The organism is Halorussus halophilus, assembly GCF_008831545.1.
Classification (GTDB): Archaea; Halobacteriota; Halobacteria; order Halobacteriales; family Haladaptataceae; genus Halorussus; species Halorussus halophilus.
Genome location: NZ_CP044523.1, coordinates 1,488,717 through 1,511,875 on the forward strand (window position 1 = coordinate 1,488,717; position 23,159 = coordinate 1,511,875).

The window sequence follows — 23,159 nt, forward strand, 5'->3', positions numbered from 1 at the left end:
CATCGTCACCTGACGACCGTCACCGGCACCGTGGCGCGCCCGACGACTTCCTTGGCGGTACTCCCGAGCAGTCCCTCGAATCGCTCGGAGAGGCCGCGGTGGCCGATGTAAATCACGTCTACGTCGTTGGCGTCTGCGTACTCCACGATGGCTTCGACTGGTTCGCCGTACAGTAGACCGGTTTCGAGGTCGATACCTGACTCCTCGGCGCGCTCTTGGGCACGTTCGAGAGTTCGCTGTCCGCGCTCTTCTGCGTCGGTGGCGTCGTCCAGCAGTTCTTCGGACGCCTCGGCGAAACTCGTGGGCGCTTCGTCGTCACCGATGAAGGTCAGTTCCGGGACGACGACGTGGAGAGCGACGACCGACGCACCGGTCGCTTCGGCGGTTTCGAGTGCGGTGGCGAGTGCGTCCATGCTCGACTCCGAACCATCGACTGCGACGAGGTATTTCATGATCGGAATTAGTTCGACTCGCACGAAGATTTCCGTTTCGGCTAGAGACTGCAACTTGTAGAACGCCCTTGTAAAACCTCAGGCAGTGTATACTTACTTTCAGATAGATTGTGGGAGAGGTATGTCAAGTGGTTCGGAACGTTACTCGAATTCGTTCGACGACGAAATACCGACAGCTGACTCCGAACGAGCCTATCGCCGGACTATCGAAGATTCGGGATGGTGGCGAGCCCACTTTCTCGTTTTGGCCACCGGCGTCTTTGTAATCACGCTCGGCGTCTTTCTGCTTGCTCTCGTCTGGCTTTCGTCATACGGTTCCACCCTCTACTGGACGAGCGCAAATCTTCTCGGATACGTCGTCTGGGGTTCGTTCGTGGTCTTCATGGGGAGTTCGTTCGCTTCGCTCTACGGCTACTACGCAGAAGCGAAGATCCTCCGGGAGTCGAACGCGGATTGGCAACCACACTGATGGCTCTACGTCGTCGCGACGCCGTTGTTGTCAATTTTCATCACCTCACTGATATATCTCGTCCAGCGAGGGAGACACGTCGGGATTCGATGGGAGCAGTTGGCCGTTTGGCGGTGAGTCGGCACTTCGATTCGACGTTTCGTTCGTCGTCAGAACTCTCGTTCTCGCTCGACTTCCTCCGAACCCACTCGACTACCAACCGAATCGTCTCCCTGCTCCATCGAATCTGCAATCCGTTCCAATGCGACCACGAACCGCTTGGCGATACCTAAAAACTGCCACGCGAGATACGCGAGGAACAGGAAGACGACGAAGAACACGCCCAGAAGCGGTTGCGTGGCGATGAGAATGCTGTACAGAAACACGACCGTGGCGAGGAAGACGAGGAACGCTCGAAGCATCTTCGAACGACGACTCTCCAATCCGTCAGTTGACATTATCGGCTCTTACGAACACCCGACGTAAATCCATTCCGCAACCCGTACCGTTTTGCCCTTCCGGGCGGTTCGGCCGTGTATGGAACCGGACCTCTCCCCACTCGCCGACGCACTCGAATCGGTAGGCGTAGACGGCTATCTCGTCTCCGCCGCCTCAGACGACTCCGACCAACTGTACCTCTCGGGCTTCGACGCTCCAGACTCGTTCGAGACGCTCTACACGCCCGAGGGAACCTACCTGCTCGTCTCCGGGTTGGAGTACGGCCGCGCGAAGAAGGAGAGTCGTGCCGACGAAGTCGCCAGACTCGGCGACTACGACTTCGCCGAGAAAGTCTCGAAGTACGGCCGCGAAGAGGCGATGAACCGGGTGGCCGCAGCGTTCCTCGACGACTACGGCGTCGAGTCCATCGCCGCGCCCGAACGCTTCCCGTTGGGTCTCGCCGACGGTCTGCGGGAGCAGGGCGTCTCCGTAGAGGTTCTCGACGGCGAAGTCGTGACCCAAATTCGCGCGGTGAAGACCGACGAGGAAATCGAACACGTTCGTGAGGCACAGAAAGCCAACGAAGCCTCGATGCGCGCCGCCGAACAACTCCTCGCCGAAGCGTCAGTGGAGGACGGCCAACTCTACTACGACGACGAGGTGCTGACCAGCGAGCGCGTCAAGGAGGAAATCGAAGTGACGCTCCTGCGCCACGGGTGCGCACTGGACGAGACCATCGTCGCCTGCGGGGCGGACGGCGCGGACCCGCACAACCGCGGGAGCGGACCACTCCAAGCAGACGAGCCAATCGTCGTGGACATCTTCCCGCGGAGCAAGGCCAGCAAGTACCACGCCGACATGACTCGAACGTTCTGCAAGGGCGAGGCCAGCGACGAAGTCAGAGCGCGCTACGAGGATACCTACGAGGCGTTCGAGGCGGCGATGGAGGTTGTCGAGGCTGGCGTCACTGGTGCGGACGTCCACGACGCGGTCTGTGACGTGTACGAAGAGAAGGGCTACGACACGCTTCGAAGCAACTCCGCGGCCGAAACCGGATTCATCCACAGCACGGGCCACGGCATCGGACTCGACGTGCACGAACTCCCGCGAATCGCGGGCGACGGCCAGCAACTCGAAGCGGGCCACGTCATCACCATCGAACCCGGCCTCTACGACCCCGACTTCGGCGGCGTCCGCATCGAAGACCTCGTGGTCGTGACCGAAGACGGCTACGAGAACTTGACCGACTACCCCAAGCACCTGTGCGTGGAGTAACACCAGACCAACTCGGTTTGCACCGCCGTAATGGCGAAGTGGTTCCCGGTGGTATCGCAGATGCATGTTTGGCCGCCAGCGAACGGACGAGCAGGACGAGGTAGCGCAGGCGTCGGGCAAAACGGGGGACGCGACGACGGGGACTCGGAGTCGAGGGTTGCTCCGGCGTGGTCTCCTCTTCGTCGGCGCGTTCGTCGCCGGATACGTGCTCGGACGACGCTCACGGAAGAGTAGTCGCTCGACAGAGATGGAGCACGAACGCGAAGGAGCGGGAACTTTCGAGGCGGTTTCGGAGACTGGTGAGCCCACGGAGGTGACGGAAGAACCTGAAGCGGAAGCCGAATCGGAACCGCCCTTCACGCCGCCAACCACGCACGGAATGCCGATGCTCGGTCTCGGAACCTACCAAATCGACGACTACGACGAGTGCGTCGATACCGTCACGAACGCGCTCGAAATGGGGTATCGACACATCGACACTGCACAGGGGTACGACAACGAAGAGGCAGTCGGTGACGCCATCGCCGAGAGCGACGTGCCACGGGAGGACCTGTTCGTGGCGACGAAAGTCAGCCCCGAGAACCTCGCCTACGACCACGTCATCGAGACGACCGAAGAGAGTCTGGAGCGACTCGGATTGGACTACGTCGATTTGCTGTACGTCCACTGGCCTACCGGTGAGTACGACCCCATGGACACGATGGACGCCTTCGGGGAACTCAAAGAGGAGGACAAGATTGGGGAAATCGGCGTGAGCAACTTCGAACCCGAGCAACTGGAGGAGGCGATGGAGTCGTCCGACGCACCCATCTTCGCCAACCAAATCGAGATGCACCCGTTGCTTCAGCAGTCGGAACTCCAGCAGGTCTGTGCCGAGGAAGACATCGAAATCGTCGCCTACTCACCGCTCGCTCGCACCGAAGTCGAGTCGGTCGAAGAACTCCAAGACATCGCCGAGAAACACGACACGACGCCCGAACAGGTCAGTCTCGCGTGGCTTCGCGCGAAGGACGTGACCGCGATTCCGAAGGCGACGACTGGCAAGCACCTCTGGGAGAACTGGGAGAGTTTGACCGTCGAACTGGACGAAGAAGACGTGGCGAAAATCGACGACGTCGAGCAGACTGACCGGCAGGTAGACCCGGACGTCGCGCCGTGGAACGAGTGAGTTGCAGTCAAATCCCGGTTTCTCTGTTGACGTAGCCACCGACTCCGCCGCCCACGGTGGCCCAGAACGCGACGTGGAGCGACTGGGTGAGAATTCGACCGAGGAACGTCAACCAGTGAGAGTTCCCGTGGCGGACGGTTTCGAGGGGGAACGAGAACAGCAGGAGACCGACGACGGCGACGAGAGCGACGCCTACGCCAGCGACGCCACTCTCGAACACGTCTCTCCCCTCAAGGTACCCCGCGAGTCCGCCACCGAGGAGCGCGCCGGGGACGCCTCCGAACCCGATTGCGACGAGTCCGCCAGCGATTGCGTTGACCTTCGTGCGGTAGTTCATATCGGGAGTCATCAATCGGCAATGAATAATTTGGCGCTTTCGAGGTGGACAGACGAACGAACTCCTTTTGACAGTACGTCGGCTATCACCTGCCAATGGAGATACTCGTCGTCGGCGCGGGCGCGATGGGTCGGTGGCTCGGCGGAGTAGTGGACGCCGACGTCGCGTTCGCTGATGCCGACCCCGCGGCCGCAGAGCGCGCGACCGAAGCCCTCGGCGAGCGTGCGCGCACCGTCTCACTCGACACCGACGAGCGATTCGCGGCGGTCTGCGTCGCCGTGCCGATTTCGGCCGCCGAGGACGCTATCGCCGACCACGCGCCGAAAGCTGAGCAGGCCGTCTTCGACGTGACCGGGACGATGGCTGGACCACTAGCGACGATGGGGGAGGAGGTCCCTGACCGCGAGCGGGCGAGTTTTCACCCGTTGTTCGCGCCGGAGAACGCGCCGGGGAACGTCGCAGTCGTGGTCGAGCAGTCCGGTCCCGTCATCGACGCCGTGCGCCAACAGATGCGAGCGCATGGCAACGAGTTGGTCGAGACGACGGCACAGGAACACGACGAGGCGATGGAGACCGTACAGGCCAGTACCCACGCCGCGGTCCTCGCGTTCGCGTTGGCGGCCGAAGACGTGCCCGACGGCCTGACGACGCCTGTCTACGACGAGTTAGCCAAACTTTCCGAACAGGTGACCGGCGGGACGCCGCGCGTCTACGCCGAAATTCAGGACGCCTTCGACGGTGCAGACCGGGTCGCGGAAGCGGCGACAGAACTGGCCGAGGCAGATTCGGAGACGTTCACAGATATCTATCGAGTGGCAGGAGAGGGCGAGCAGACGGAGACAGACGAATGACGAACGAGACTCTCAAGACGCGTCGAGAGGCGACAATGACGAACCAGAACCGAGGACGATGAACGACGAGCAACGAGAGCGAATTCGAGAGAACGCGAAGTATCTGCGCAACGTCCGGCCTATCGACCCCGAGGAGGTCAGTGACTACGTCGATGGACAACCGCACCCCGCCGTCGTTCGGCAGGTGTTGCGCGAGGAAGCAGTCTCGCTCGGACTGGTCGAGCGCGACGACCGCACCTTCGAACCGGTCGAGGAAGGGCAGATACAGTCCGTCTTCCACGGCGTCGAGGCGTTACCAGACGAGCACGCTCACCGCCTCGAAGACCTGCTGGTCGAGCAGTTCGGACTCGACTGGGCAGAGGGCGAGTCGGGCGACCGACTCCGCGAGACGATTCGTCGACTGAAGGCGGACTACTTCGAGAACAACCCCGTCGAGTACGACGAGACGGCGGCACTCGGCTACGCCATCTACCACCTCCCGGACAACTACGCGGTGGCGCAGTACGTGCTGGACGAACTGGGTGAACAGGGACTGCTCGACCACACCCTCAAAATTCTGGACGTGGGCGCTGGCGTCGGTGGCCCGGCACTCGGGATTGCGGATTACCTGCCAGACGACTCGCTGGTGCAGTACGACGCCGTCGAACCGAGCGCGGCCGCCGACGTGTTCGAACACATGCTCGCCGACTCGCGGCCGAACTTCCACTGGTCGCTCAGTAGGGAGACCGCCGAAGAGTACGATTTCGGCGACGAGACAGAGTACGACGTCGTCTTGTTCGCGAACGTCCTCAACGAGTTGGACGACCCACAAGCGGTCGCGCTTCGGTATCTCGACGCACTCGCCGACGACGGGTCGCTATTGCTCGTCGAACCCGCAGACAGAGAAACGAGCATCGGACTGCGGGACGTGGAGCGCGCGATTGCGGACGAAAAACGAGCAGCGACCGTCTACTCGCCGACGCTCCGGCTCTGGCCGGAAGAGCGCCCGACGGACCGCGGGTGGTCGTTCGACGTGAAACCGGACCTCGAAGTCCCGGCGTTCCAGCGAAAGTTGGACGAGGCCGCAGGCAAAGACGACCCCGACGACGAACACGAAGACGGCGAGTTCGTCAACGTGGACGTGCAGTACTCCCACGCGATTCTCCGACCCGACGGGAAGCGGAAGGTCGAGTTCACGGCCAACCGAGAACACGGTGCGAAGATGGCCGACATGGAGGACCACGTCACCCAACGACTCAACCTCGTGGCGGTGAAACTCAGCCACTCGCTGTCGGAGGGCGACGCGAACCCCCTGTTCAAAGTCAGCGACGGGAGCGAGTCGGTCGGCAACTTCGCCGTGCTGACCAGAGAGACGTCGCTGAACCGCGACCTCTCGACGGCCGACTACGGCGACTTGCTGTCGTTCGAGGGCGTCCTCGTCCTCTGGAACGACGACGAGGGGGCCTACAATCTGGTCGTGGACGAAGAGACCGTCGTGGACAGGATTCCGGTGTGACGTCGCAGTTCCACAACTAGTCGCGGCGCGAGACTCTTTACCACTCGAAGATAACCTACTCGAATGGAGCGAACACTCGACCTCTCGAACGTGGAGGTGCGTGACATCGAACTCCGGAAAGCCGATTTTCCGAACGCCATCGAACTCCGCGTCGAAGCAGTCGTCACCGAACTGAGCGACGAGGCGGTCGAAGCCTTCGTCGGCAAACAGTTCGAGCCGAAAGCACTGATTCTCGAGGAGGCCGAGGACGAAGGCGGAGAAGCGTCGTAAAAATACGCAGTGTCAGTCGTCCACGAGGGCTACGAGGACTTCTGCCGCGACGCTCTCCGGGAGACTCGTCTGGCGGCCGGTCTCCGAGACAGCGACGGTTATCAGTCCGACCGGGGTCTTCTCTTCGAGGACGAGAGACGCCGTGGGTTCGATGCCAGCGGAGACGAGGTAGTCGAGCGTCTCGTCGTCGTGAGAAAGGATGCGCGTGACTTCGACCTGCGACCCTTCGGGTGCCTCGACCAAGGAGAGTGTTGCTTCCTCGTCGTGAACGTCGAGGTTCGCGTCCGGAATCGGGTCTCCGTGGGGGTCCAATTCCGGCATCCCGAGGACGCGCTCGACTTCACGACAGAGGCGGTCGCTGACGTGATGTTCGAGTACGTCTGCCTCGGAATCGACTTCGCTGAGGTCGTACTCGAACACCTCGACGAGCAGTGCCTCGACGAGTCGGTGTTTGCGCACGACGTCGAGCGCGGTGGTTCTCCCTTCCTCGGTGAGTCGAACTGGCCGATATTTCTCCCGCTCGATGAGGTCTCGCTCGGCGAGTGCGTCGAACATGCTCGTCACGGTCGGTTTGCTGACGCCGAGTCGCTCTGCGAGGCGCGTGTTCGAGACCCAGCCATCTGCCTCCCGTTCGAGATTGTAGATGTGTCGCAGGTAGTTCTCCATCGACGGAGTCACTGCCGAGCGAGACCGCGAGGAACTCTGTTCTTCCATCTCGGAGAAGTCCATCTCAGTCGGAGGCAGGTTCGGCCTCGTCGGCGTCGATGCTCCCGACCTCCGGGGTCTTTTCCTCACCGATTGCAGTTTGCACTTTGCCGAGGACGACCGCGCCGGCGTAGATGGCGACTGCGATGAGGACGATGACGCCGCCCGCAGTCGCTTCGCCGTAGTAGGCGGTACCGATACCGAGCAGAACCGCGAGTTCGGCGAGGACGATGGAGACCAGCAACGATTCGTTGAAGCTTCGGGAGACCTGTGACGCCCCGGCAACCGGAACGACGAGCATCGCGGCGACGAGAATGACGCCCATAATCTGCATCGCGCCGACGACGACCAGTGCGGTCAGCATGACCATCACGCGGTTGTACCAACTGACCGGGAGGCCGGAGACGGCCGCGGCCGTCTCGTCGAACGTGACGTAGAGCAACTGGTTGCGAGTCAGTGCGACGGTCCCGACGATGATACCGAACAGCACGAGCAGTATCGCGGCGTTCTCGGCCGAAACCGTCGAGAGGTTCCCGAACAGGTACTGATTGACGCCGACCGCGAGACCGCCCGCGTTGATGCTGATGAGCGTCGTCCCCAAGGCGAACCCCGTCGAGAGGACGATAGCCATCGACACGTCGTTGTAGGCGTCGGTCGCCTCGGAGATGAGTTCGATGAGCAGTGCTGCAATCATAGCGACGACGACGGCTGTGAGGTACGGCGAGACGCCGAAGTCGAGGACAGCGTTGAGGAACAACCCGACCGCGACACCGGCGAAGGCAGTGTGAGCTAAGGCGTCCCCGATGAGCGCGAGTTGGCGATGAACGAGGAACGTGCCAATGAGCGGAGCCATCACGCCGATACAGAGACCGACTAGGATGGCCCGGTGCATGAACTGGTACTGGAGCAGTTCGAGACCGGTCGCTCGCCCGAGTGCGAACATGAGTTCCGACCACAGCGAGAGGAACCAGTACAGCGGTGCGAGGACCGAGTCGAGGGGACTCGACTGCAACGGACCGACGAGTAACTCCATCATTCTGTACCACCCACGAAGTTCGCGGCGGTGCCGAACGCGCGACCAAGTGCATCACTCTCGACGAACTCTCCGGTCGGGCCGTCGAAGTATATCTCTCGGTTGAGACAGACGACGCGCTCTGCGTGTTCGGTGACGGCACTCAGGTCGTGTTCGATGAGCAGAATCGTGATGCCCTCCTCGTTCAGTATCTCCAGCAGGTCGTAGAACGCCTCGACGGATTCGGCGTCCACGCCGACCGTCGGTTCGTCCAAGACGAGCAGGTCGGCTTCGCTGGCGAGTGCCCGCGCGATGAACGCTCGTTGACGCTGGCCACCTGAGAGTTGGGTCACGCGACGATTTGCGAACGAGGTCATACCGACTGTTTCGAGTGCCCGGTCTACGATGTCCCAGTCGTCCGCTGTGAGACGACCGAAGCCGACGTGCGGGAACCGGCCCATCTTCACTACTTCCCGCACCGTGATGGGCATCTCTTTCGAGGCACTCGCGTGCTGGGCGACGTAGCCGATTCGAGCGCCGTCGTCGAACTTGTGCGACGGTTCGCCGAAGATGCGGGCAGTGCCTTCGTCTGGCCGGAGCAGACCGAGCATGAGTTTCATCAGCGTCGATTTTCCCGACCCGTTCGGGCCGACGATGGCGACGTACTCTCCCGAGTCGATGCGGAGCGAGATGTCTTCGACGACCGGAGTCGCGGTGTAGCCGAAATCGACGTTCGACAGTTCAACTATCGACGGTTGGGGCGTCGTTTCGTCGGTCTGCTCCTCGCGCGTCTGGATACTCGAACTCATTCGAAGTTCCTCCACTCTTTCGCCCAACCGTCGGGACCGGCCTCTTCGGGCGTCTTGTTGCCGAGGACGACTTCGAAGGTGGGCATGTTGATCTTGTATGCGATTTCTTCGTAGCCCCAGTTGTTCTCGACCCAGTCCTCACGGACGCCAGCGTACGGTGTCACCGGGAAGTACGCCTTGACTTGCGTCTCGGCGAGGAGTTGCTTGGCTGGTTTTCGGGACTCGAAGACGCCGTTGCCGATGTACTTGATGTCGTTCTCCTCGATAACTTGCTTGGCTTCCTTGATGTCGGACGGCTTCACGTCGCCGCTGGCCGCGAGGTTCACGACGAGCGGGCGCATCTCGACGCCGTACCGAACGCCGATGTACTGGAAGGCGTTGTGGGCGGCGAGTTGGACGACCTTCCGCGATGCCGCGTCGAAGATTTTCTGGTAATCTTCGTCGATGCGCTGTAGCACGTCTGACTTGTACGTCTTCGCGTTCTCGCGGAGTTCGTCTTCGTGGTCGGGTGCGAGCTCTACCAACCCCTCGGTGATGTTCTCTACGGACTTCTTCGCGCGCTGCGGGTCGAGCCAGAAGTGCGGGTCTTTCCCGCGTCCCTCGCCGACGCCCTCCTCTTCGGGGTCGAGCGTCGCCGCGAGGTCAGCTAGTTCGACGCCCTTCCGGACGTTGATGAGTTGCGTATCGACGTTGTCGTCCTTGAGCGTCTGAATCGCGCGGTCAGCCCACGGTTGGAAATCCTTCCCGACGTGGATGAACGCGTCTGCTTCGATGATGTCCCTCGTAATGCTCGCGTTCGGTTCCCAACCGTGACCGTGGAGTCCGGTCGGGACGAGGTTCCGGACCTGAATCGGGGTGTCTTTGGCAATCTTGCGCCCGAAGTCGAAGAAGCTGAAGAAAGACGCGACGGCGACGGGACCGTCTCCGGAGTCGTCGTTCGAGTCCGGACTGTTCGACTGGTTCCCGCTTCCACCGGCGCTTGTGCCGCCGAGACAGCCTGCGAGACCGGCCGCGAGGAGCCCCGACCCAGCAGTGATAGCTCGTCTTCGTGACAACGTATCGCTCGTTTTCGAGCGACTATCGTCTTTCATGGTTACCGACCGATAGTACCGCCGAATATAATAATACTAGGGTTCTAAAGATAGGATTAGACGCATCTAATTCACTGCCGGGTCTTCCAACTCACCACTCGACGGTTTCGCCGTCACGCCACAACCGCCCGCTCGGACTTCCCGGCGCGAAGCGCGCCAGCCAGACCGGCGTCTCCGCGCCTTTTGCGACGCTTCGGGGCGCGCTCGCGCCGCCCATCTCCGTGCGGACCCACCCCGGACAGACGGCGTTGACTAGCAAGCCGGGGTATTGGGCGTCTAACGCGTCTGTAAAGGCGTTAAGCCCCGTCTTCGAGACACCGTAGGGTAGATGTCCGGTGTCGATACCGCCGGAGAACTGGCCCGACCCGCTGGAGACGTTGACGACGCGCGAGTCGCCCTGTTCTGTGAGCATCGAAATCGCCTCGCGCGTCAGGCGCACCGGGCCGTGGAGGTTGACCGCGAGCGTCGTCTCGATTTCCTCGGGGTCGAGCGTTCCGAACTTGCCCGCGGGACCGTAGACGGCCGCGTTGTTCACCAGTACGTCCAGCCGTCCTGCTTCGTCGGCGATTCGGTCGATGGCAGCAGTAATTTGGCGCTCGTCGGTCACGTCGAGTTCGAGCGGTCGCTGGTCGGGAGCCGTAATCTTCTCCGGGTCGCGCGCTCCGGCGTACACCGCCGCTCCAAGCTTCGTGAGTTCGCGGGCGATTGCTTCACCGATGCCCCGGTTCGCGCCGGTGACGAGCGCGACCTGTCCGTCGAGCGAGTCGAGTAGTTCGACGTTCATGGGTCGGGCACGACGGGGCAGGAGAAAACGCTACGGGGTCGATGCGACTCCGAATCAGTCGCTTTTGACGAAGTTCGCATCGACGCAGTTGTTCGTCTCGCCGTCGTCGGTCACCACGTCGAAGCTTCGCGCGTCGGGGTTCTTCACGACGTACGCGAGCAGACTGGTGAAGCCGTTGGGACCCGGATGCAGACCGAGACCGCTCCCGGCACCGACGAGTCCCGGCGGTTCGCGGTGGAGGTGTTCGCGCCACCAGTCGCCGTCGAAGAAGAGACTCGCGATTTCCATGTGCTTGGCTTCGTGCGTGAAGAGGAAACAGCCGTCTCCGAGGAGCGGCCACAACTCTTCGAGGCAGGTCTCTGCCGACGCGCGGAGGCCAACGTCGAGGAAGGCGGCCGCGACCGGTTCCTCGAACTCCGGCATGGTGTCTTCGAAGTAGCCGACGTGGAACCGGCAGACCGACCCCGCGCCGTATCGCTCGACGTTCGACTTCGCTTCTTCGAGGGTCGCGCTCCAACTGCCCGCTTCGTAGGTGTGGACCTGTTCGGAGGCGACGAGCGTGTGCGCCGCGTCGGTTTGGTCTGGTTCGGGCATGCCCTCGAAGCAGTCGAACACTTCGAGTTGCCGACCACAGAGGTCCGCGACCAGCGAGAGGTTCGCCGTGCTCCCTCCCTTGTAACAGCCACACTCCACGAAACAGCCCTCGATGTGGGCGGGGACGTTCAGCATCTTCGTGGCCATCACGAGATGTTCCACGAAGGTCGAACCGGTCTGAATTTCGCGGTTGTTGCGAAGCATCTTCGCCGCCAAGAGACACTTGTCGAAGAATCCGACGCCGTAGTCGCTCCCGGTACGTGGGTGGAGGTACTCCGCGAGGATGACGGGCGAGCAGAGACCGACGAGCGCAATCTTGTACAGTCTATGAATTGTTTGGATAATGTTTCTATTCGAATGCATCCATTGCAGTATGTTGCTGTGAGTGACATTGTTATACGGAGGGTAGAAGACGTTAGTTTCGGACTACCGTCGTCCGAATCGGCCTGAAGACGACGCAGTGGAAGGGTAAGCCGACAGAGATTGAGGATAGTCCCCGCGAAATCAACCAGTTTTCACGTCGTGTCGCGCTCCCCGTAGGACACGAGCCAGTTCGAAGGGTCGGTCAGCGAGACGCCGTCGATTCGCCACGACTCCGGGTCGAGGTCGTCTATCGGCCGGACAGCTATCGTCCGGTGGTAGGACTTGAGACGAGAGAGCGGCAACCGGTCGTTGGGCCGGAACCCGCGAGCGGTAAGGAACTCGTGGGGCAGGACGGACCCAGGAACAGTGACGATGTGCGACCGGCGATGGTCGGAGAGTAACTGGCCGAAGAGGCGCGCCAGCGCATCGAGCCATCTCCTGCCGCCGCCGAGTGGTACTACCTCGGCCACTTGCGTCCATCTGACTCCGTCCGTATTCGTTCGGGTGCGCACGATTACTGCGGCGACAATGTCGCCGTCCTCCTCGGCGAGGTACGTCTTTCGGTCCCAGACCGGACTGGCGAACCGCCAGCGGTAGAACGCCTCGTCGCGCACTGCGTGAATCTTCTCGGGAATCGCTCGCCGATACAGCGAGGCGAGCAGTTCGGCCGGAACGTCGTCGCGGCGGCGCACCGAGACGTGACTCCTGTCGTCTGCGAACCAGTCGTGGACGGCGTTGAACCCGCTGGCGAGCGTACTACCGACGCTGCCAGCGACGCCAGACGCGACGTCGGCGTAGCGGTCGAGTCGCTCGTCCACGAGCGACGAGACCAGTGGCTCGGGGTTCTGAATCCGGTAGTACGTCGTTCTCGTCCCCGCTTCCCGCCAACCGAGTTTCTCGTAACCGGGTTGGGCCTGCCGATTCGGGAAGTTGAAAAACAGCGTCGGTTCGCGGTCGGCGTACCGCTCGATCGCCTGCTCGGTCATGCGCGTGAACAATCCTCGGCCGCGGTGGTCCGGATGAACCATCGTGTCGGCCGGTTGGAGCGCGATTTGCGTCGAGTCGCCGACGCGCAGTCGGAAAGCCAACAGCGGTCTCGCACCGACGATTTCGCCCTCGTACTCTGCGACGTGTATCGGTAGGTCCGAGACGTAGGGGTTCTGTTCGTACTTCCACGCGAACCACTCCGGACTCCGCCGCCGAGACCAGACGATTCGGTCGAGTTTCAGCACGCCGTCTCGGTCGGCCCGCTCGTACGGTCGTATCTCGTAGGAATCCTTCGGGGTGGACTGTTCGTCCGCGACTGTCGAGTTACTCATTGCCGCCACTGCTATCGGTCGGACTTTCGTTATACGCAGAGTATCTTCTCGGTAGTACCACGATAAAATCCGTATTGGATCAATTCAGAATTTAACGTCGGAATAAGCGGGTTAAGCTGTTCGAACCGACGACACCGCACGCCAGCGAACGATTGCAGATAGCTTTTAGGCGGGTCAGTCGCATCTTTGGCACGTGAACGACTCCCGCGAAATCCTGCTGACGAACGACGACGGGATAGACAGCCCCGGCATTCGCGCCCTCTACGACGCGCTCTCGGAGGTCGGCAACGTGACGACCGTCGCACCCGCCGACGACCAGAGCGCCGTCGGGCGTGCGATGACCTACGAAGTGCCCGTCGAAGAACACGAACTCGGCTACGCCGTCGGCGGGACGCCCTCCGACTGCGTGGTCGCCGGACTCGCAGAACTCGGCCCGTACCCCGACATCGTCGTCTCCGGCTGTAACGAAGGTGCGAACATGGGTGCGTACGTCCTCGGGCGCTCGGGCACGGTCAGCGCCGCAGTCGAAGCCGCGTTCTTCGGCGTGCCCGCAATCGCCGCGTCGCTCCACATTCCCCAAGAGGAGTGGGGCAGAGACACCACCGTGCCGGAGTACGAGGAAGTCGCCAACGCGGTTCGGTACTTGGTCGAGAACGCGACGGAAGCAGGCGTCTTCGAACACGCCGAGTACCTCAACGTCAACGGCTCACTCCCCAGCGAGGAGCGTGCCCCGATGACCGTGACTCGCCCGTCACACGTCTACGACATGGACGCGACCCGCGACAATGGGGTCGTCACGCTCCACGACAACACCTGGGACCAGATGGAGAGCGAAACCCTACCGGACCCCGAAGGAACCGACCGGCGAGCGGTCCACGACGGAAAGATCAGCGTCTCGCCGCTGACCGCACCGCACACGACCGAGCATCACGACGAGTTGGACGAGTTAGCTGAACGGTTCTAATCGCTCTCTGTCACCCGGCGCGCACACACGTCGATTGGATACCGAGTTTCTGCGACCTCGAAGACGGACTCGCCGACAGTTTCGAACCCCCGATTCGCGTAGAATCGCTTCGCGCGCTCGTTGTTCGAGAGGACGCCGAGTTTGACGGTTTCGACAGACGCAGGCAAGCGGTCGAGACCCGCATCGAGCAGTTCGGTACCGACGCCTTCGGCCCAGTGGTCGGGGTCCACGTAGAGCGACTGCAGGAGGGCGTCACCCGGTTCGACGTACGATTCGAGCGTCGGGTCGTCCCACAGAAACTGTGCGAAGCCGACGACTGAGGCGTCGTGATCTGGGTCGTCGTCTCCGTGGAGCGCGACGAGATACGCCACCGTGTCGTCGAGTCCGGCGAGCCACGTCCGCAAGTCGTCGGCGAATCTCTCGTCTTCGACCGCGTCCATGAGCGCCGGGTCGTCCACGAGGTCGGCGTAGGCCGCGCGACACGAGCGGACGGCGACGTGCTGGATAGCGTCCGCGTCGTCCGGTGTGGCGTCTCGAATCTGCATCTGAGGGGTGTCTCGCGCCTCGGTACAAAAATGGTCGCGTTGACTGGGCGGAAACGTGTAGAATTATTGTCTCTCGACGTGAGTCGGGAACTGAATGGCGCTTCCTCGGTCGCGTTCTCCACGGTGGATTCTCACGTGGTCACTGCTCGTGACCGCCGCCGTGAGTACTCTCTTCGGAATTCTCGCGCTCGCTGACATACTCCTTGGAACGACGTTCTGGCTGGAAAACGTCGAGTACGGCCCGCAACTCGTCGTCGTGGGATGGCTGTTCCTCAAGTTGCGGTCCGAAAGCGAACAGGTCGAACGCTGGGAGTGGATTTCGGTTCCATGTTTCGTCGGATTCTTCTGGCTCGTACTCGCCGCGGCCTACACGAACCCAGAAGGCGTCCTGACGATACTCGCGCTGTTCCTCTTGTTCGTCGGACTCGCGTTCGGACTCGGTGGGAAGTACAAAGAGTGGTCGAAGGGGAAGACGCGCAGTTAGTTCAAGCCTCGACTTCCTCGTCGAGCGGGTCTTCTATCTCGCCCGCAATCGCCTCGAAGGCGTCGGTCGCAGTGACCAGTCCGAGCGTCTCCCCATCTTCGACGACGAGCGCCAGTTCCTGTTGTTCGTCTTGGTACGTGTCTATCAGGTCACTGACCGGGATGTCGGGAGCGACCGTGAGCAGCGGCGAGGCGACGTCTTCGAAGTCGTACTCACCACTGTCGAGTTTTTCCTCGTCTCTGACGAGTGCTGGCACGTAGATGGTGCCGATGGGGTCGTCGAGACCGGCACCGACGAGTGGGAACCGCGTGTGTGGCGTCTCGCGGATCGTCTCGAAGTTCTCCTCAGTGGTCGCTCTCGTACTGACGGGCACCACCTCGTCTCGCTGGACCATGATGTCCGCGGCTTCGATGCGGTCGATAGCGAGCGCGTTGATGACCTCGCGCCGTCGTTCTGCAGGCAGGTCCATGTTCCCCAGCACGTCTCCCATCTGGCTGAGCAGTTCGCCCCGTGTGTCTGCCTCGGGCGTCTCGTCTTCGAGTTCTTCTTCGGCCCACGAACGCGTGATGGTGACGCCGAACAGCGAGAGGAGTCGCTTGGCAACCCAGTCTGCAAGTCGGATGATGGGCGAGAGGATTCGGGTCCACCAGTAGAGAATCGGTGCGCCGTACTTGGTCACGAACTTCGTTCGCTCGATGCCGAGATACGTCGGTGCCTGCTCGCCAACCGTGAGGTGGAGGAGGTTGATGATACCGAGCGCGCTGACGGTAGCGAGCGCTGTGTGGCCGCCTTCGCTGCCACCGCCGAGGAGTCCGTCGAGTCCCAGCGCGGAAATCGCGGGGTCGAGTACCGCCGCGAGCGCGGGTTCGGCGACGACGCCGAGACCGACACTACAGACTGTGATGCCAAGTTGACACCCCGAGAGGTAGATTTCCAATCGCTCGGTCATCTCCCACGCTCTCTCCAAACCCCGAGAACCTTGGAACTCCTCTTCGGCGAACTGCCGGACGCGGGTCATGGCAAACTCGATAGTGACGAAGTATCCGTTTCCGAGCAGTAGCACCATTCCGGCGACCAACCGTCCTGCCGTAGCGATATCGACCATTTCGTATTCTGTACGTGTCGAACGACGGTATTAAAAGCTAGCTTCTCACCCAATAATTCGTCGGGAGAAACGCGACGATTGGGTGATTTCCACGAGTCATCGTCGGGATACCCGAACAATTCACCAGTCCGTTTCGCTTCGCCCGTCTGGTTTATTGCCGGTTAGCGCGTGTATTTGGCAATGTCTCGCGGACCGACGCCGGAAACTGGAGTCGCAACTGTAGGCGGCGGCAACCTGTACTACCGGGATGCGGGGAGCGGAGAGCCACTCGTACTCGTCCACGCAGGTATCGCAGACAATCGTATGTGGGACGCTCAGTTCGAGGCGCTCGCGCGACACTACCGCGTCGTCGCGTACGATTTACGTGGGTACGGCCGCTCAGATACACCGACGGCCCCATTCTACCACTACCGGGACCTCGCATCGTTGCTCGAATCCTTCGACATCGAATCTGCGCACCTCGTCGGCGCGTCCGCAGGCGGTGCGGTCGTTCGTGGAGGCCCATCCGTTCGCGCAATCTTCAGACGAGTAGCAGGCTCGCTCGCGGGGCTCCGAAGTCGCATCCACTCCGCACGCTAGACCGAAGAAAACTATCTGGGGGAGTGCGTTGGCTGAGTTATGCACCAGACGTTCGCCGAACTACTGGAGCGCAATTCGGAACACGCCGCGGAGTTCGACTCGCGATTCGACGACGTACAGGACTCCCAACACCCCGACGTGGTTACGGTCTGTTGCTCGGACTCGCGGGTCCTGCAAGACCGGATGTGGGGCAACGACCAGCCGGGTCACATCTTCACTTGTAGCAACATCGGCAACCGCGTCGTTCAGCGAACCGACTCCGGCGAAGCAGTCTCGGGAGACGTACTCTACCCGGTAGCACACACCGGCACGGAACTCGCCGTCGTGGTCGGCCACACTGGCTGTGGAGCCGTCACGGCGACCTACGACGCGCTGACCGACGGGGTTTCAGAGCCTGCGGGCATCGAACACTGCATCGACCTGCTGAAACCACGCCTCGAAGCGGGCGTCGAGGCACTTCCCGACGACGTGAGCAGAACCGACGCCATCAATCGGTTGGTCGAGTACAACGTCGATAGGCAGGTCGAGTTCCTCCGAGACAGCGAGGAAATTTCCGAGGAAGTCACCGTCGTCGGTGTCGTTTACGACTTCCAAGACGTGTACTCCGGAAAACGTGGCGAAGTTCACGTCATCAACGTCGATGGCGAGACAGGAGTCGAGGGACTGCGCGAGGAGCATCCGGAGGTCGAGTCTCGAATCGAGCGGCTCTGGGAGTACTGAACACCGAATCTCGAATCGTCACGACTCACTGCCGGCGTCGGAGGTCGAAGCCCTCGGTGGCGACTCTGAATCAGCGTTCGGGCTGAGAGACAGGAGCAACCGACCCAACAACGTCCCACTGACGAGCGTCAACGCTCCGAAGATGACGATTTGGGGCAACGGCACGGCACTCCCTGCACGAATCATGAAGTAAGCCATCGCCAGCACGGCCAATCCGAGCGTCGTGGCTTTCACGAGGAGGACGGCCGTGAAGACGTACCCCCACGCCCGGCGTCGCCAGAGCCAGTACGCAGAGAGTGCGAACGCCGGAAGGACGACACCGAGGTCGAGAGCGTAGATGACTGAGGTTGGCAGTCCCGCCTCGGCGACGCTGGGCGGCGTTGTCCCGTCGAAAATCGCCGGGAGGATTTCTGCCAGCCACAGGAGTGCGATCAACGCGACGAGCAGTCCTTGGAAGAGTACGTACGACCGTACCGGGAGGTCACCGAGTGACCGTTTCAACGCGACCGCGTCGAGTCGGACCAGTCCACCGACGAACGTGACCAACGTCAACCAGAGGAGTGTGGTGTAGACCAGGTACAGTTCGTTGAACGCGGTCATGAACGAGTAAGAGGCGTACGTGTAGAGGAGATAGCCGAGTACGCCGAGCCACACGACGTATCCTCGGAGCGACCCGCGAGTGGCGAAGTACAGTGACGCGGCTAGCATCGGGAGCGCGACGAGTAGCGTCAGTAGGTCCTGCCCGTACACCTGCGGGAGGAGTGCTGGGGCGTCGCGGTAGAACTCGGGGACGAACAGGCCGACACCAGTCGCCAGCGCCGCGAGCGCGAGAATCGCCAGCGACGAAAACACGTACGGACGGGGCACGGAAACGCGGGAGGAGGTCATACTCCGACTCCCCGCGCCGTCTCCGTTCGTTGGCCAACTGCGATTGCCCTCGACCCCGACAGGACGAAGGTCGCTGTGCGTCGGATTTCTCGGACGCAAATTGAACGAATCACTATAGGCATCTCGGAGAGAACGACGTCTTTGTAGAGGATAATGGTAGTTGTCGGTTCTCTGGTCGTGGGAACCGGTCGCCTCCCAGTAGTGTGGGTAGGCACCGACGCCGACCTTTATCGGTCAGAATAGACGACTCCCGGACTCGACAAAGTTAGTCCGACCCTCGCAGTTTCCGGTTCTCGCCGACAGAGAATCAGCACAATGGCTTTCCGCACAGCTGTTGGATGACGTTTCAGACAGATTACCACAGCCACTGAACGAAGTCGCGTCCAGTCGTGGATAGACCGCCACCGCCTCGCAAGTTTTCTCCTCGTCACCTACGCGTTCACGTGGAGTATTCAGGCAGTGTTGGCGTACTCGAACATGCAAGCCTCGTGGACGCTGTCGATACTCGTAGGCTTCAGTGCCTTCGGACCGCCGGTCGGTGCCGCAGTCGTGGTTTGGGCGACCGGTGGCGACCTGCGAGCGTGGCTCTCGCAGGTGTTTCGCTGGCGAATCGGACTGCGGTGGTGGGCAATCGCTATTCTGCTTCCGTTGGCCGTTCTTGCGGTCGGAAGCGGACTCTACGTACTCGGAGGTGGTCCTACCGACTTCGAGTCGATACCGTTCGTCGGCATCTACCTCTTCGCGATGATATGGGGCGTCCTCTGGGGCGGTGGTCAAGAAGAACTCGGTTGGCGAGGGTTCATGCTTCCGGTGTTGCAGGAACGGTACAGTGCCCTCACAGCTAGCCTCTTCGTCGGAGTCGCGTGGGCAGGGTGGCACCTCCCGCTGTTCCTCAACGCGAACACCACGCACGCCGGGTGGTCTCTCTCACAGCAACTCATTTGGGTCGGGACGATACTCGCCGGGTCTATTCTGTGGACGTGGATGTACAACAACACTGGCGGGAGCGTCCTCGCAGTCGCCGTCTTCCACGCCGGAATCAACGCGATGGGAATCTTCCACCCTGCAGACGAGGCTGCTCTCGCTCCGGGAGGCGTTCCGGACCCGTGGCTGAACTTACTCGCAGAGGGCACGACGGGCGTCGTCCTCGTCGGCATCGCAGTCGGAATCGTCCTCGTGTACGGTGGCGCTGACCTCTCGAACTCCCGGCGTCCCGGCACCGAACGCATCGGGTTGAAACCGTCCTCAGATTCGTCTGACACAGCGCGTAGCTACGGCGAGGATAGCCGTCACGAAGCGGGTGACTCCCGGTAGCGAGGACCCGAAGTAGCGCGTTTCACAATCACACAGTACGGGTTTCAGATTCGAACTGCAGACTTACACCTTCTCCACTTCCATGGAAAGTGGCTCTGCCGGTTGCAGTGTCAACGCCGCCGAGAACGACAGCTCCGGTAGTTGGAAATCGAATTCGAATCGCTGGAGAAGCGTCGCCACCACGAGTTTCGTCTCCATCAACCCGTAACGCATCCCGATGCAGTGGCGCTTGCCGCCACCGAACGGGAAGTACGCGTACTCGGGAAGCGACTCCTCGAACTCGTCGCTCCAGCGGTCCGGCCGGAACTCCTCCGGTGCGTCGAACCACCGTTCGTCGCGGTGGACGACCCATTGTGGAATCGTCAGTATCGCTCCCTTCGGAACGTCGTAGCCGTCGATTTCCACCTGTTGATTCGGCTCGCGGAACAGCGTGTACGCCGGTGGATAGAGGCGCATCGCTTCCTTGACTGCCGCGTCGAGCCGTGAGAGCGCTGGAAGGTCGGGTACCGTCGGGTCCTCGTCGCCCAGCACTGCGTCGAGTTCCTCCCTGACTTTCTCCTCGGCCGCTGGATGTCGAGACAGTGCGATGAGCGTGTACGTCATCGCCAGCGCCGCCGTGTCGTGGCCGCCCAGAATGACGGTCGCAATCTCGTCCCGCAGCGTCTCGTCAGTCAGGTCGGTCTCCGGGTCGTCGGACGCCGCGAGCAGCACCGACAGAAGGTCCTCCTGCGAATCCTCTTCCTCCGCCTCTCGCATCTCCGCTCGGCGCGAGTCGATGACGTCGTAGATGACCGTATCGAGGTTCTTCAGTGCGCTCCGGTAGCGACGATTTCGCGGCGTAGGTATCCACGGCGGGAGGTACGTCGAGACGTGCGAGAGGTTGAACCGTTCGCTGATGGTTCGGGCGGTGTCTGCGAACTGCCCGTCGGCGTCCTCGATGTCGAACCCGAACAGTGTCCTCGCCATGATGGCGAGCGTGAGGTTCTGGAGTTCGTCGTTCAGAACGACGGTGTCACCGGAACCCCAGTCCTCGGTGCGCGCACGGGTCTCTTCGACCATCGTCGTCGCGTACTGCTGGAGTCGCTCCCGGAAGAAAGAGGGCTGGAGTCGGTCGCGTTGCTCGCGCCACGCTTCGCCCTCGCTCAACAGCAGGCCATCGCCGACGATGTCGCCCAACTGGTCGCGCTGGAACGACCCCTTGCCGTAGTACTCTTGGTCGGTGACCAGCACGCGCTCGATTTGGTCTGGGTGCGCGACCATCACGAACGTCTGACCCGCGATGTCGGCGGCGACCACGTCCCCGTACTCGCTCGCCCACCGTTCGTAGGTCGAGAACGGGTCTCGCACGAACGAGACCGTGCTACCGACGAGGGGAAGTCCGCTCGGGCCGGGTGGCAACTCGCTCATCGTCTAATTGTAGTTTGAACTACCAGATGAAGTTGGTGGCAACTGAGTGAGGAGACAGTGTTCGGTGAAGCGTATGACTACCGCAACTGACTATGCGGCACTACCCTGCTCTGGAGGCGATGGCCGAAACACGTGTTCAGGAGTTACGGACCGAAGACGGAGCTTGAGCGGCTCTATTTCGGAGACCTGCCCGTCTTCTCGTTGGCAAAGGCCGTCGGTGACACTGCGTCGTCAGTGTCGTCCGCGTCGGACCCCTGCGACAGTACCGCGACTGGCGCCTCGTCTTGGTGTGGCTGTTCCTGTTCGTTGTCGGCTCCTAGTGTGCTCACATCTGCCTCAAGGACGGCCACAGTCAGTCGGATGACTACCCATGGGACGACGACGAGAAGGCTCACAATCGCGGCCCAAGCGAGCAACAGGAGCAACAGTTCGACTGGCATGCTGTCGGCTCTCTGGTGGTGATGAACTTCTGCTGTCCGTGCGCTCAGATGGTTGCGTAGCTGAGCAGGAATGTGATTGTCTCGAACGTTACGTCGAGGAACATCGGTGGTATGTGCATTGAACTCACCCCTGGATTCGACGACGTCCCCCGCGCCGATAAGTGTTATCTGAAAAACATTTAAGCCAGCTACGTGTCTGGACTTCGATTCAGCTAGACTCGTGTCTCAACCACGTTACAGCTAGAAAACCGAGGTTTGGGAGGGTATACGTACTTGTTTATCGTAGCTCCACGTATGACTGAGACGGGGGAACGAGGCGACCACACCGACTCACCGCTGGAGGCGGCTGCTGGCGACGATGGGTCCCGCGCGGCTGAGGCGTTCGCCATCTTGGGGAACGAGACGAGGCTGGCGATCTTGCTGGCTCTCTGGGACGCGTACGACCCGTTCGCAATCGAAAACGCCGTTTCGTTCACCGAGCTACGCGACCAGGTTAACATCCCGCAGGGTGGCCAGTTCAGCTATCACCTCAACCAGTTGGTCGGGCACTTCATCCGCAAAACCGACGCGGGGTACGAACTCCGGCGCGCCGGACTCCATCTCGTACAGACCGTCATCGCAGGCACGGGCATCCAAGACCCAGTTCTCGACCCGACCGAAATCGATCAGGACTGTTACCTCTGTGGCGCCCCCACCATAGTCACCTACAGGGACGAGATGCTCTTCTGGGCTTGCACCGAATGTGATGGCAAAAAAGGCCTCGCTGATGGACCCAAGGGACTGCTCGCGGCGGGGGAGTTCGACCCGGCTGGCTTTGCCGGCCGGAGTCCGAAAGAGATGCTCAATGCAGCCTGGACTGGTGGATTGTTGAACTTCGGGCTCGGCGGGGTGTGTGACGCGTGTTGGGGCCCGATGGACGGCTGGCTGCATCTCTGTGACGACCACGCCTCGGAGGGTCTGTGTCCCAGTTGCGGATTCCAGGAGTCCGTCGTCGCTCGCTTTCGCTGTTCCGTCTGCAAACGTCACCACCAGATGGTGCCGTGGTGGCTCGTCATCGACCATCCCGCGGTGGTCGCCTTCTATTACGACCACGGTGTCCCCCTCCAGTACGAGGATGGCATCCATTTCCAACCACGTATCGAGTTACATCTCCAGGCTCACCATTCTCAAGAACTCATCTCGACGGACCCTCCTCTGGTTCGCGTAAGGATTCAGTACGAGGGCGACGAACTCCGACTCACGCTCGACGAGGAGTTGAACGTCATCGACGTGAGTGAGAGGACTTGAGCCACAGCCGAATTC

At 61.6% G+C, this 23,159-nt stretch carries 27 protein-coding genes; 12 read left to right on the forward strand and 15 right to left on the reverse strand.

From position 1 onward, the window contains the following. Positions 1-5 precede the first annotated feature (5 nt). Positions 6-452: a universal stress protein gene (locus tag F7R90_RS07245; RefSeq protein ID WP_225741287.1), complete on the reverse strand. Its 447-nt coding sequence runs from the start codon at positions 450-452 to the stop codon at positions 6-8. 121 nt (positions 453-573) lie between these two features. Here F7R90_RS07245 and F7R90_RS07250 point away from each other — a divergent pair, with 121 nt between their 5' ends. After that, entirely contained in the window at positions 574-921 is a 348-nt protein-coding gene (locus F7R90_RS07250) for a hypothetical protein (RefSeq protein ID WP_158056584.1), read from the forward strand. A gap of 149 nt (positions 922-1,070) precedes the next feature. Here the strand turns inward: F7R90_RS07250 and F7R90_RS07255 are convergent, their stop codons facing one another. Then, positions 1,071-1,358, reverse strand: a complete 288-nt coding sequence (locus F7R90_RS07255) for a hypothetical protein (protein ID WP_192498426.1) — start codon at positions 1,356-1,358, stop codon at positions 1,071-1,073. Between the two features lie 79 nt (positions 1,359-1,437). On the opposite strand from F7R90_RS07255, the gene F7R90_RS07260 reads away from it, so the two are divergent. Together F7R90_RS07260 and F7R90_RS07265 are read left to right on the forward strand one after the other, a co-directional pair. Continuing rightward, positions 1,438-2,613: a M24 family metallopeptidase gene (locus F7R90_RS07260; protein WP_158056585.1), complete on the forward strand. Its 1,176-nt coding sequence runs from the start codon at positions 1,438-1,440 to the stop codon at positions 2,611-2,613. A gap of 379 nt (positions 2,614-2,992) precedes the next feature. Next, positions 2,993-3,781 carry an aldo/keto reductase gene (locus tag F7R90_RS07265; RefSeq protein ID WP_225741311.1) on the forward strand — a complete coding sequence of 263 codons (789 nt, stop codon included), beginning with the start codon at positions 2,993-2,995 and terminating at the stop codon, positions 3,779-3,781. 7 nt (positions 3,782-3,788) lie between these two features. On the opposite strand, the gene F7R90_RS07270 is transcribed toward F7R90_RS07265, so the two are convergent. Beyond that, entirely contained in the window at positions 3,789-4,118 is a 330-nt protein-coding gene (locus tag F7R90_RS07270) for a hypothetical protein (RefSeq protein ID WP_158056586.1), read from the reverse strand. A 95-nt stretch (positions 4,119-4,213) separates the two neighbouring features. Between F7R90_RS07270 and F7R90_RS07275 the strand changes: the two genes are divergently transcribed. The 3 genes from F7R90_RS07275 to F7R90_RS07285 all read left to right on the forward strand — a co-directional run bounded on the left by F7R90_RS07275 (position 4,214) and on the right by F7R90_RS07285 (position 6,734). Next, positions 4,214-4,969, forward strand: a complete 756-nt coding sequence (locus tag F7R90_RS07275) for a prephenate dehydrogenase/arogenate dehydrogenase family protein (protein WP_158056587.1) — start codon at positions 4,214-4,216, stop codon at positions 4,967-4,969. A 58-nt stretch (positions 4,970-5,027) separates the two neighbouring features. Continuing rightward, positions 5,028-6,464: a small ribosomal subunit Rsm22 family protein gene (locus F7R90_RS07280; RefSeq protein ID WP_158056588.1), complete on the forward strand. Its 1,437-nt coding sequence runs from the start codon at positions 5,028-5,030 to the stop codon at positions 6,462-6,464. 63 nt (positions 6,465-6,527) lie between these two features. After that, positions 6,528-6,734: a hypothetical protein gene (locus F7R90_RS07285; RefSeq protein WP_158056589.1), complete on the forward strand. Its 207-nt coding sequence runs from the start codon at positions 6,528-6,530 to the stop codon at positions 6,732-6,734. A gap of 12 nt (positions 6,735-6,746) precedes the next feature. On the opposite strand, the gene F7R90_RS07290 is transcribed toward F7R90_RS07285, so the two are convergent. The 7 genes from F7R90_RS07290 to F7R90_RS07320 form a co-directional block, all read right to left on the reverse strand. Continuing rightward, on the reverse strand, positions 6,747-7,463 hold the full coding sequence (locus F7R90_RS07290) for a metal-dependent transcriptional regulator (protein WP_158056590.1): 717 nt from the start codon (positions 7,461-7,463) through the stop codon (positions 6,747-6,749). 1 nt (position 7,464) lies between these two features. Next, on the reverse strand, positions 7,465-8,475 hold the full coding sequence (locus tag F7R90_RS07295; RefSeq protein ID WP_158056591.1) for a metal ABC transporter permease: 1,011 nt from the start codon (positions 8,473-8,475) through the stop codon (positions 7,465-7,467). Further along, positions 8,472-9,260, reverse strand: a complete 789-nt coding sequence (locus F7R90_RS07300; protein ID WP_158056592.1) for a metal ABC transporter ATP-binding protein — start codon at positions 9,258-9,260, stop codon at positions 8,472-8,474. Before F7R90_RS07300 ends, F7R90_RS07295 begins: the two co-directional genes overlap by 4 nt. Next, on the reverse strand, positions 9,257-10,351 hold the full coding sequence (locus F7R90_RS07305; protein WP_158056593.1) for a metal ABC transporter substrate-binding protein: 1,095 nt from the start codon (positions 10,349-10,351) through the stop codon (positions 9,257-9,259). The genes F7R90_RS07300 and F7R90_RS07305 overlap by 4 nt, the downstream gene beginning before the upstream one ends. Before the next feature lie 91 nt (positions 10,352-10,442). After that, complete coding sequence (locus tag F7R90_RS07310) at positions 10,443-11,135, reverse strand: SDR family NAD(P)-dependent oxidoreductase (RefSeq protein WP_158056594.1); 693 nt, start codon at positions 11,133-11,135, stop codon at positions 10,443-10,445. A gap of 54 nt (positions 11,136-11,189) precedes the next feature. Continuing rightward, entirely contained in the window at positions 11,190-12,092 is a 903-nt protein-coding gene (locus tag F7R90_RS07315; protein ID WP_158056595.1) for a TylF/MycF/NovP-related O-methyltransferase, read from the reverse strand. Between the two features lie 152 nt (positions 12,093-12,244). Further along, entirely contained in the window at positions 12,245-13,411 is a 1,167-nt protein-coding gene (locus tag F7R90_RS07320) for a GNAT family N-acetyltransferase (protein ID WP_158056596.1), read from the reverse strand. A 193-nt stretch (positions 13,412-13,604) separates the two neighbouring features. Between F7R90_RS07320 and surE the strand changes: the two genes are divergently transcribed. Further along, positions 13,605-14,375: a 5'/3'-nucleotidase SurE gene (surE, locus tag F7R90_RS07325; RefSeq protein ID WP_158056597.1), complete on the forward strand. Its 771-nt coding sequence runs from the start codon at positions 13,605-13,607 to the stop codon at positions 14,373-14,375. Here surE and F7R90_RS07330 read toward each other — a convergent pair. Continuing rightward, a complete protein-coding gene (locus F7R90_RS07330; protein ID WP_158056598.1) occupies positions 14,372-14,920 on the reverse strand; it encodes a GNAT family N-acetyltransferase in 549 nt (182 codons plus the stop codon). The two genes, surE and F7R90_RS07330, sit on opposite strands and share 4 nt — an antisense overlap. A gap of 94 nt (positions 14,921-15,014) precedes the next feature. On the opposite strand from F7R90_RS07330, the gene F7R90_RS07335 reads away from it, so the two are divergent. Next, complete coding sequence (locus F7R90_RS07335; RefSeq protein WP_158056599.1) at positions 15,015-15,404, forward strand: hypothetical protein; 390 nt, start codon at positions 15,015-15,017, stop codon at positions 15,402-15,404. 1 nt (position 15,405) lies between these two features. Here the strand turns inward: F7R90_RS07335 and F7R90_RS07340 are convergent, their stop codons facing one another. Beyond that, positions 15,406-16,509 carry a CNNM domain-containing protein gene (locus tag F7R90_RS07340; RefSeq protein WP_158056600.1) on the reverse strand — a complete coding sequence of 368 codons (1,104 nt, stop codon included), beginning with the start codon at positions 16,507-16,509 and terminating at the stop codon, positions 15,406-15,408. A 180-nt stretch (positions 16,510-16,689) separates the two neighbouring features. Here F7R90_RS07340 and F7R90_RS07345 point away from each other — a divergent pair, with 180 nt between their 5' ends. Together F7R90_RS07345 and F7R90_RS07350 are read left to right on the forward strand one after the other, a co-directional pair. Further along, complete coding sequence (locus tag F7R90_RS07345; RefSeq protein WP_158056601.1) at positions 16,690-17,088, forward strand: alpha/beta fold hydrolase; 399 nt, start codon at positions 16,690-16,692, stop codon at positions 17,086-17,088. A 39-nt stretch (positions 17,089-17,127) separates the two neighbouring features. Then, positions 17,128-17,808 carry a carbonic anhydrase gene (locus F7R90_RS07350; protein ID WP_158056602.1) on the forward strand — a complete coding sequence of 227 codons (681 nt, stop codon included), beginning with the start codon at positions 17,128-17,130 and terminating at the stop codon, positions 17,806-17,808. An 18-nt stretch (positions 17,809-17,826) separates the two neighbouring features. Here the strand turns inward: F7R90_RS07350 and F7R90_RS07355 are convergent, their stop codons facing one another. Further along, entirely contained in the window at positions 17,827-18,696 is an 870-nt protein-coding gene (locus F7R90_RS07355) for a hypothetical protein (RefSeq protein WP_158056603.1), read from the reverse strand. Positions 18,697-19,155: 459 nt separating this feature from the next. Between F7R90_RS07355 and F7R90_RS07360 the strand changes: the two genes are divergently transcribed. Beyond that, the gene (locus F7R90_RS07360; protein ID WP_158056604.1) at positions 19,156-20,010 is read left to right on the forward strand and encodes a CPBP family intramembrane glutamic endopeptidase; all 855 of its coding nucleotides are present in this window, start codon (positions 19,156-19,158) and stop codon (positions 20,008-20,010) included. Between the two features lie 63 nt (positions 20,011-20,073). On the opposite strand, the gene F7R90_RS07365 is transcribed toward F7R90_RS07360, so the two are convergent. After that, entirely contained in the window at positions 20,074-21,417 is a 1,344-nt protein-coding gene (locus F7R90_RS07365; protein WP_158056605.1) for a cytochrome P450, read from the reverse strand. A gap of 173 nt (positions 21,418-21,590) precedes the next feature. Next, on the reverse strand, positions 21,591-21,857 hold the full coding sequence (locus F7R90_RS07370) for a hypothetical protein (RefSeq protein ID WP_158056606.1): 267 nt from the start codon (positions 21,855-21,857) through the stop codon (positions 21,591-21,593). A 294-nt stretch (positions 21,858-22,151) separates the two neighbouring features. Between F7R90_RS07370 and F7R90_RS07375 the strand changes: the two genes are divergently transcribed. Next, positions 22,152-23,144, forward strand: coding sequence for a winged helix-turn-helix domain-containing protein (locus F7R90_RS07375; RefSeq protein WP_158056607.1), 993 nt, complete (start codon positions 22,152-22,154; stop codon positions 23,142-23,144). Positions 23,145-23,159 lie beyond the last annotated feature (15 nt).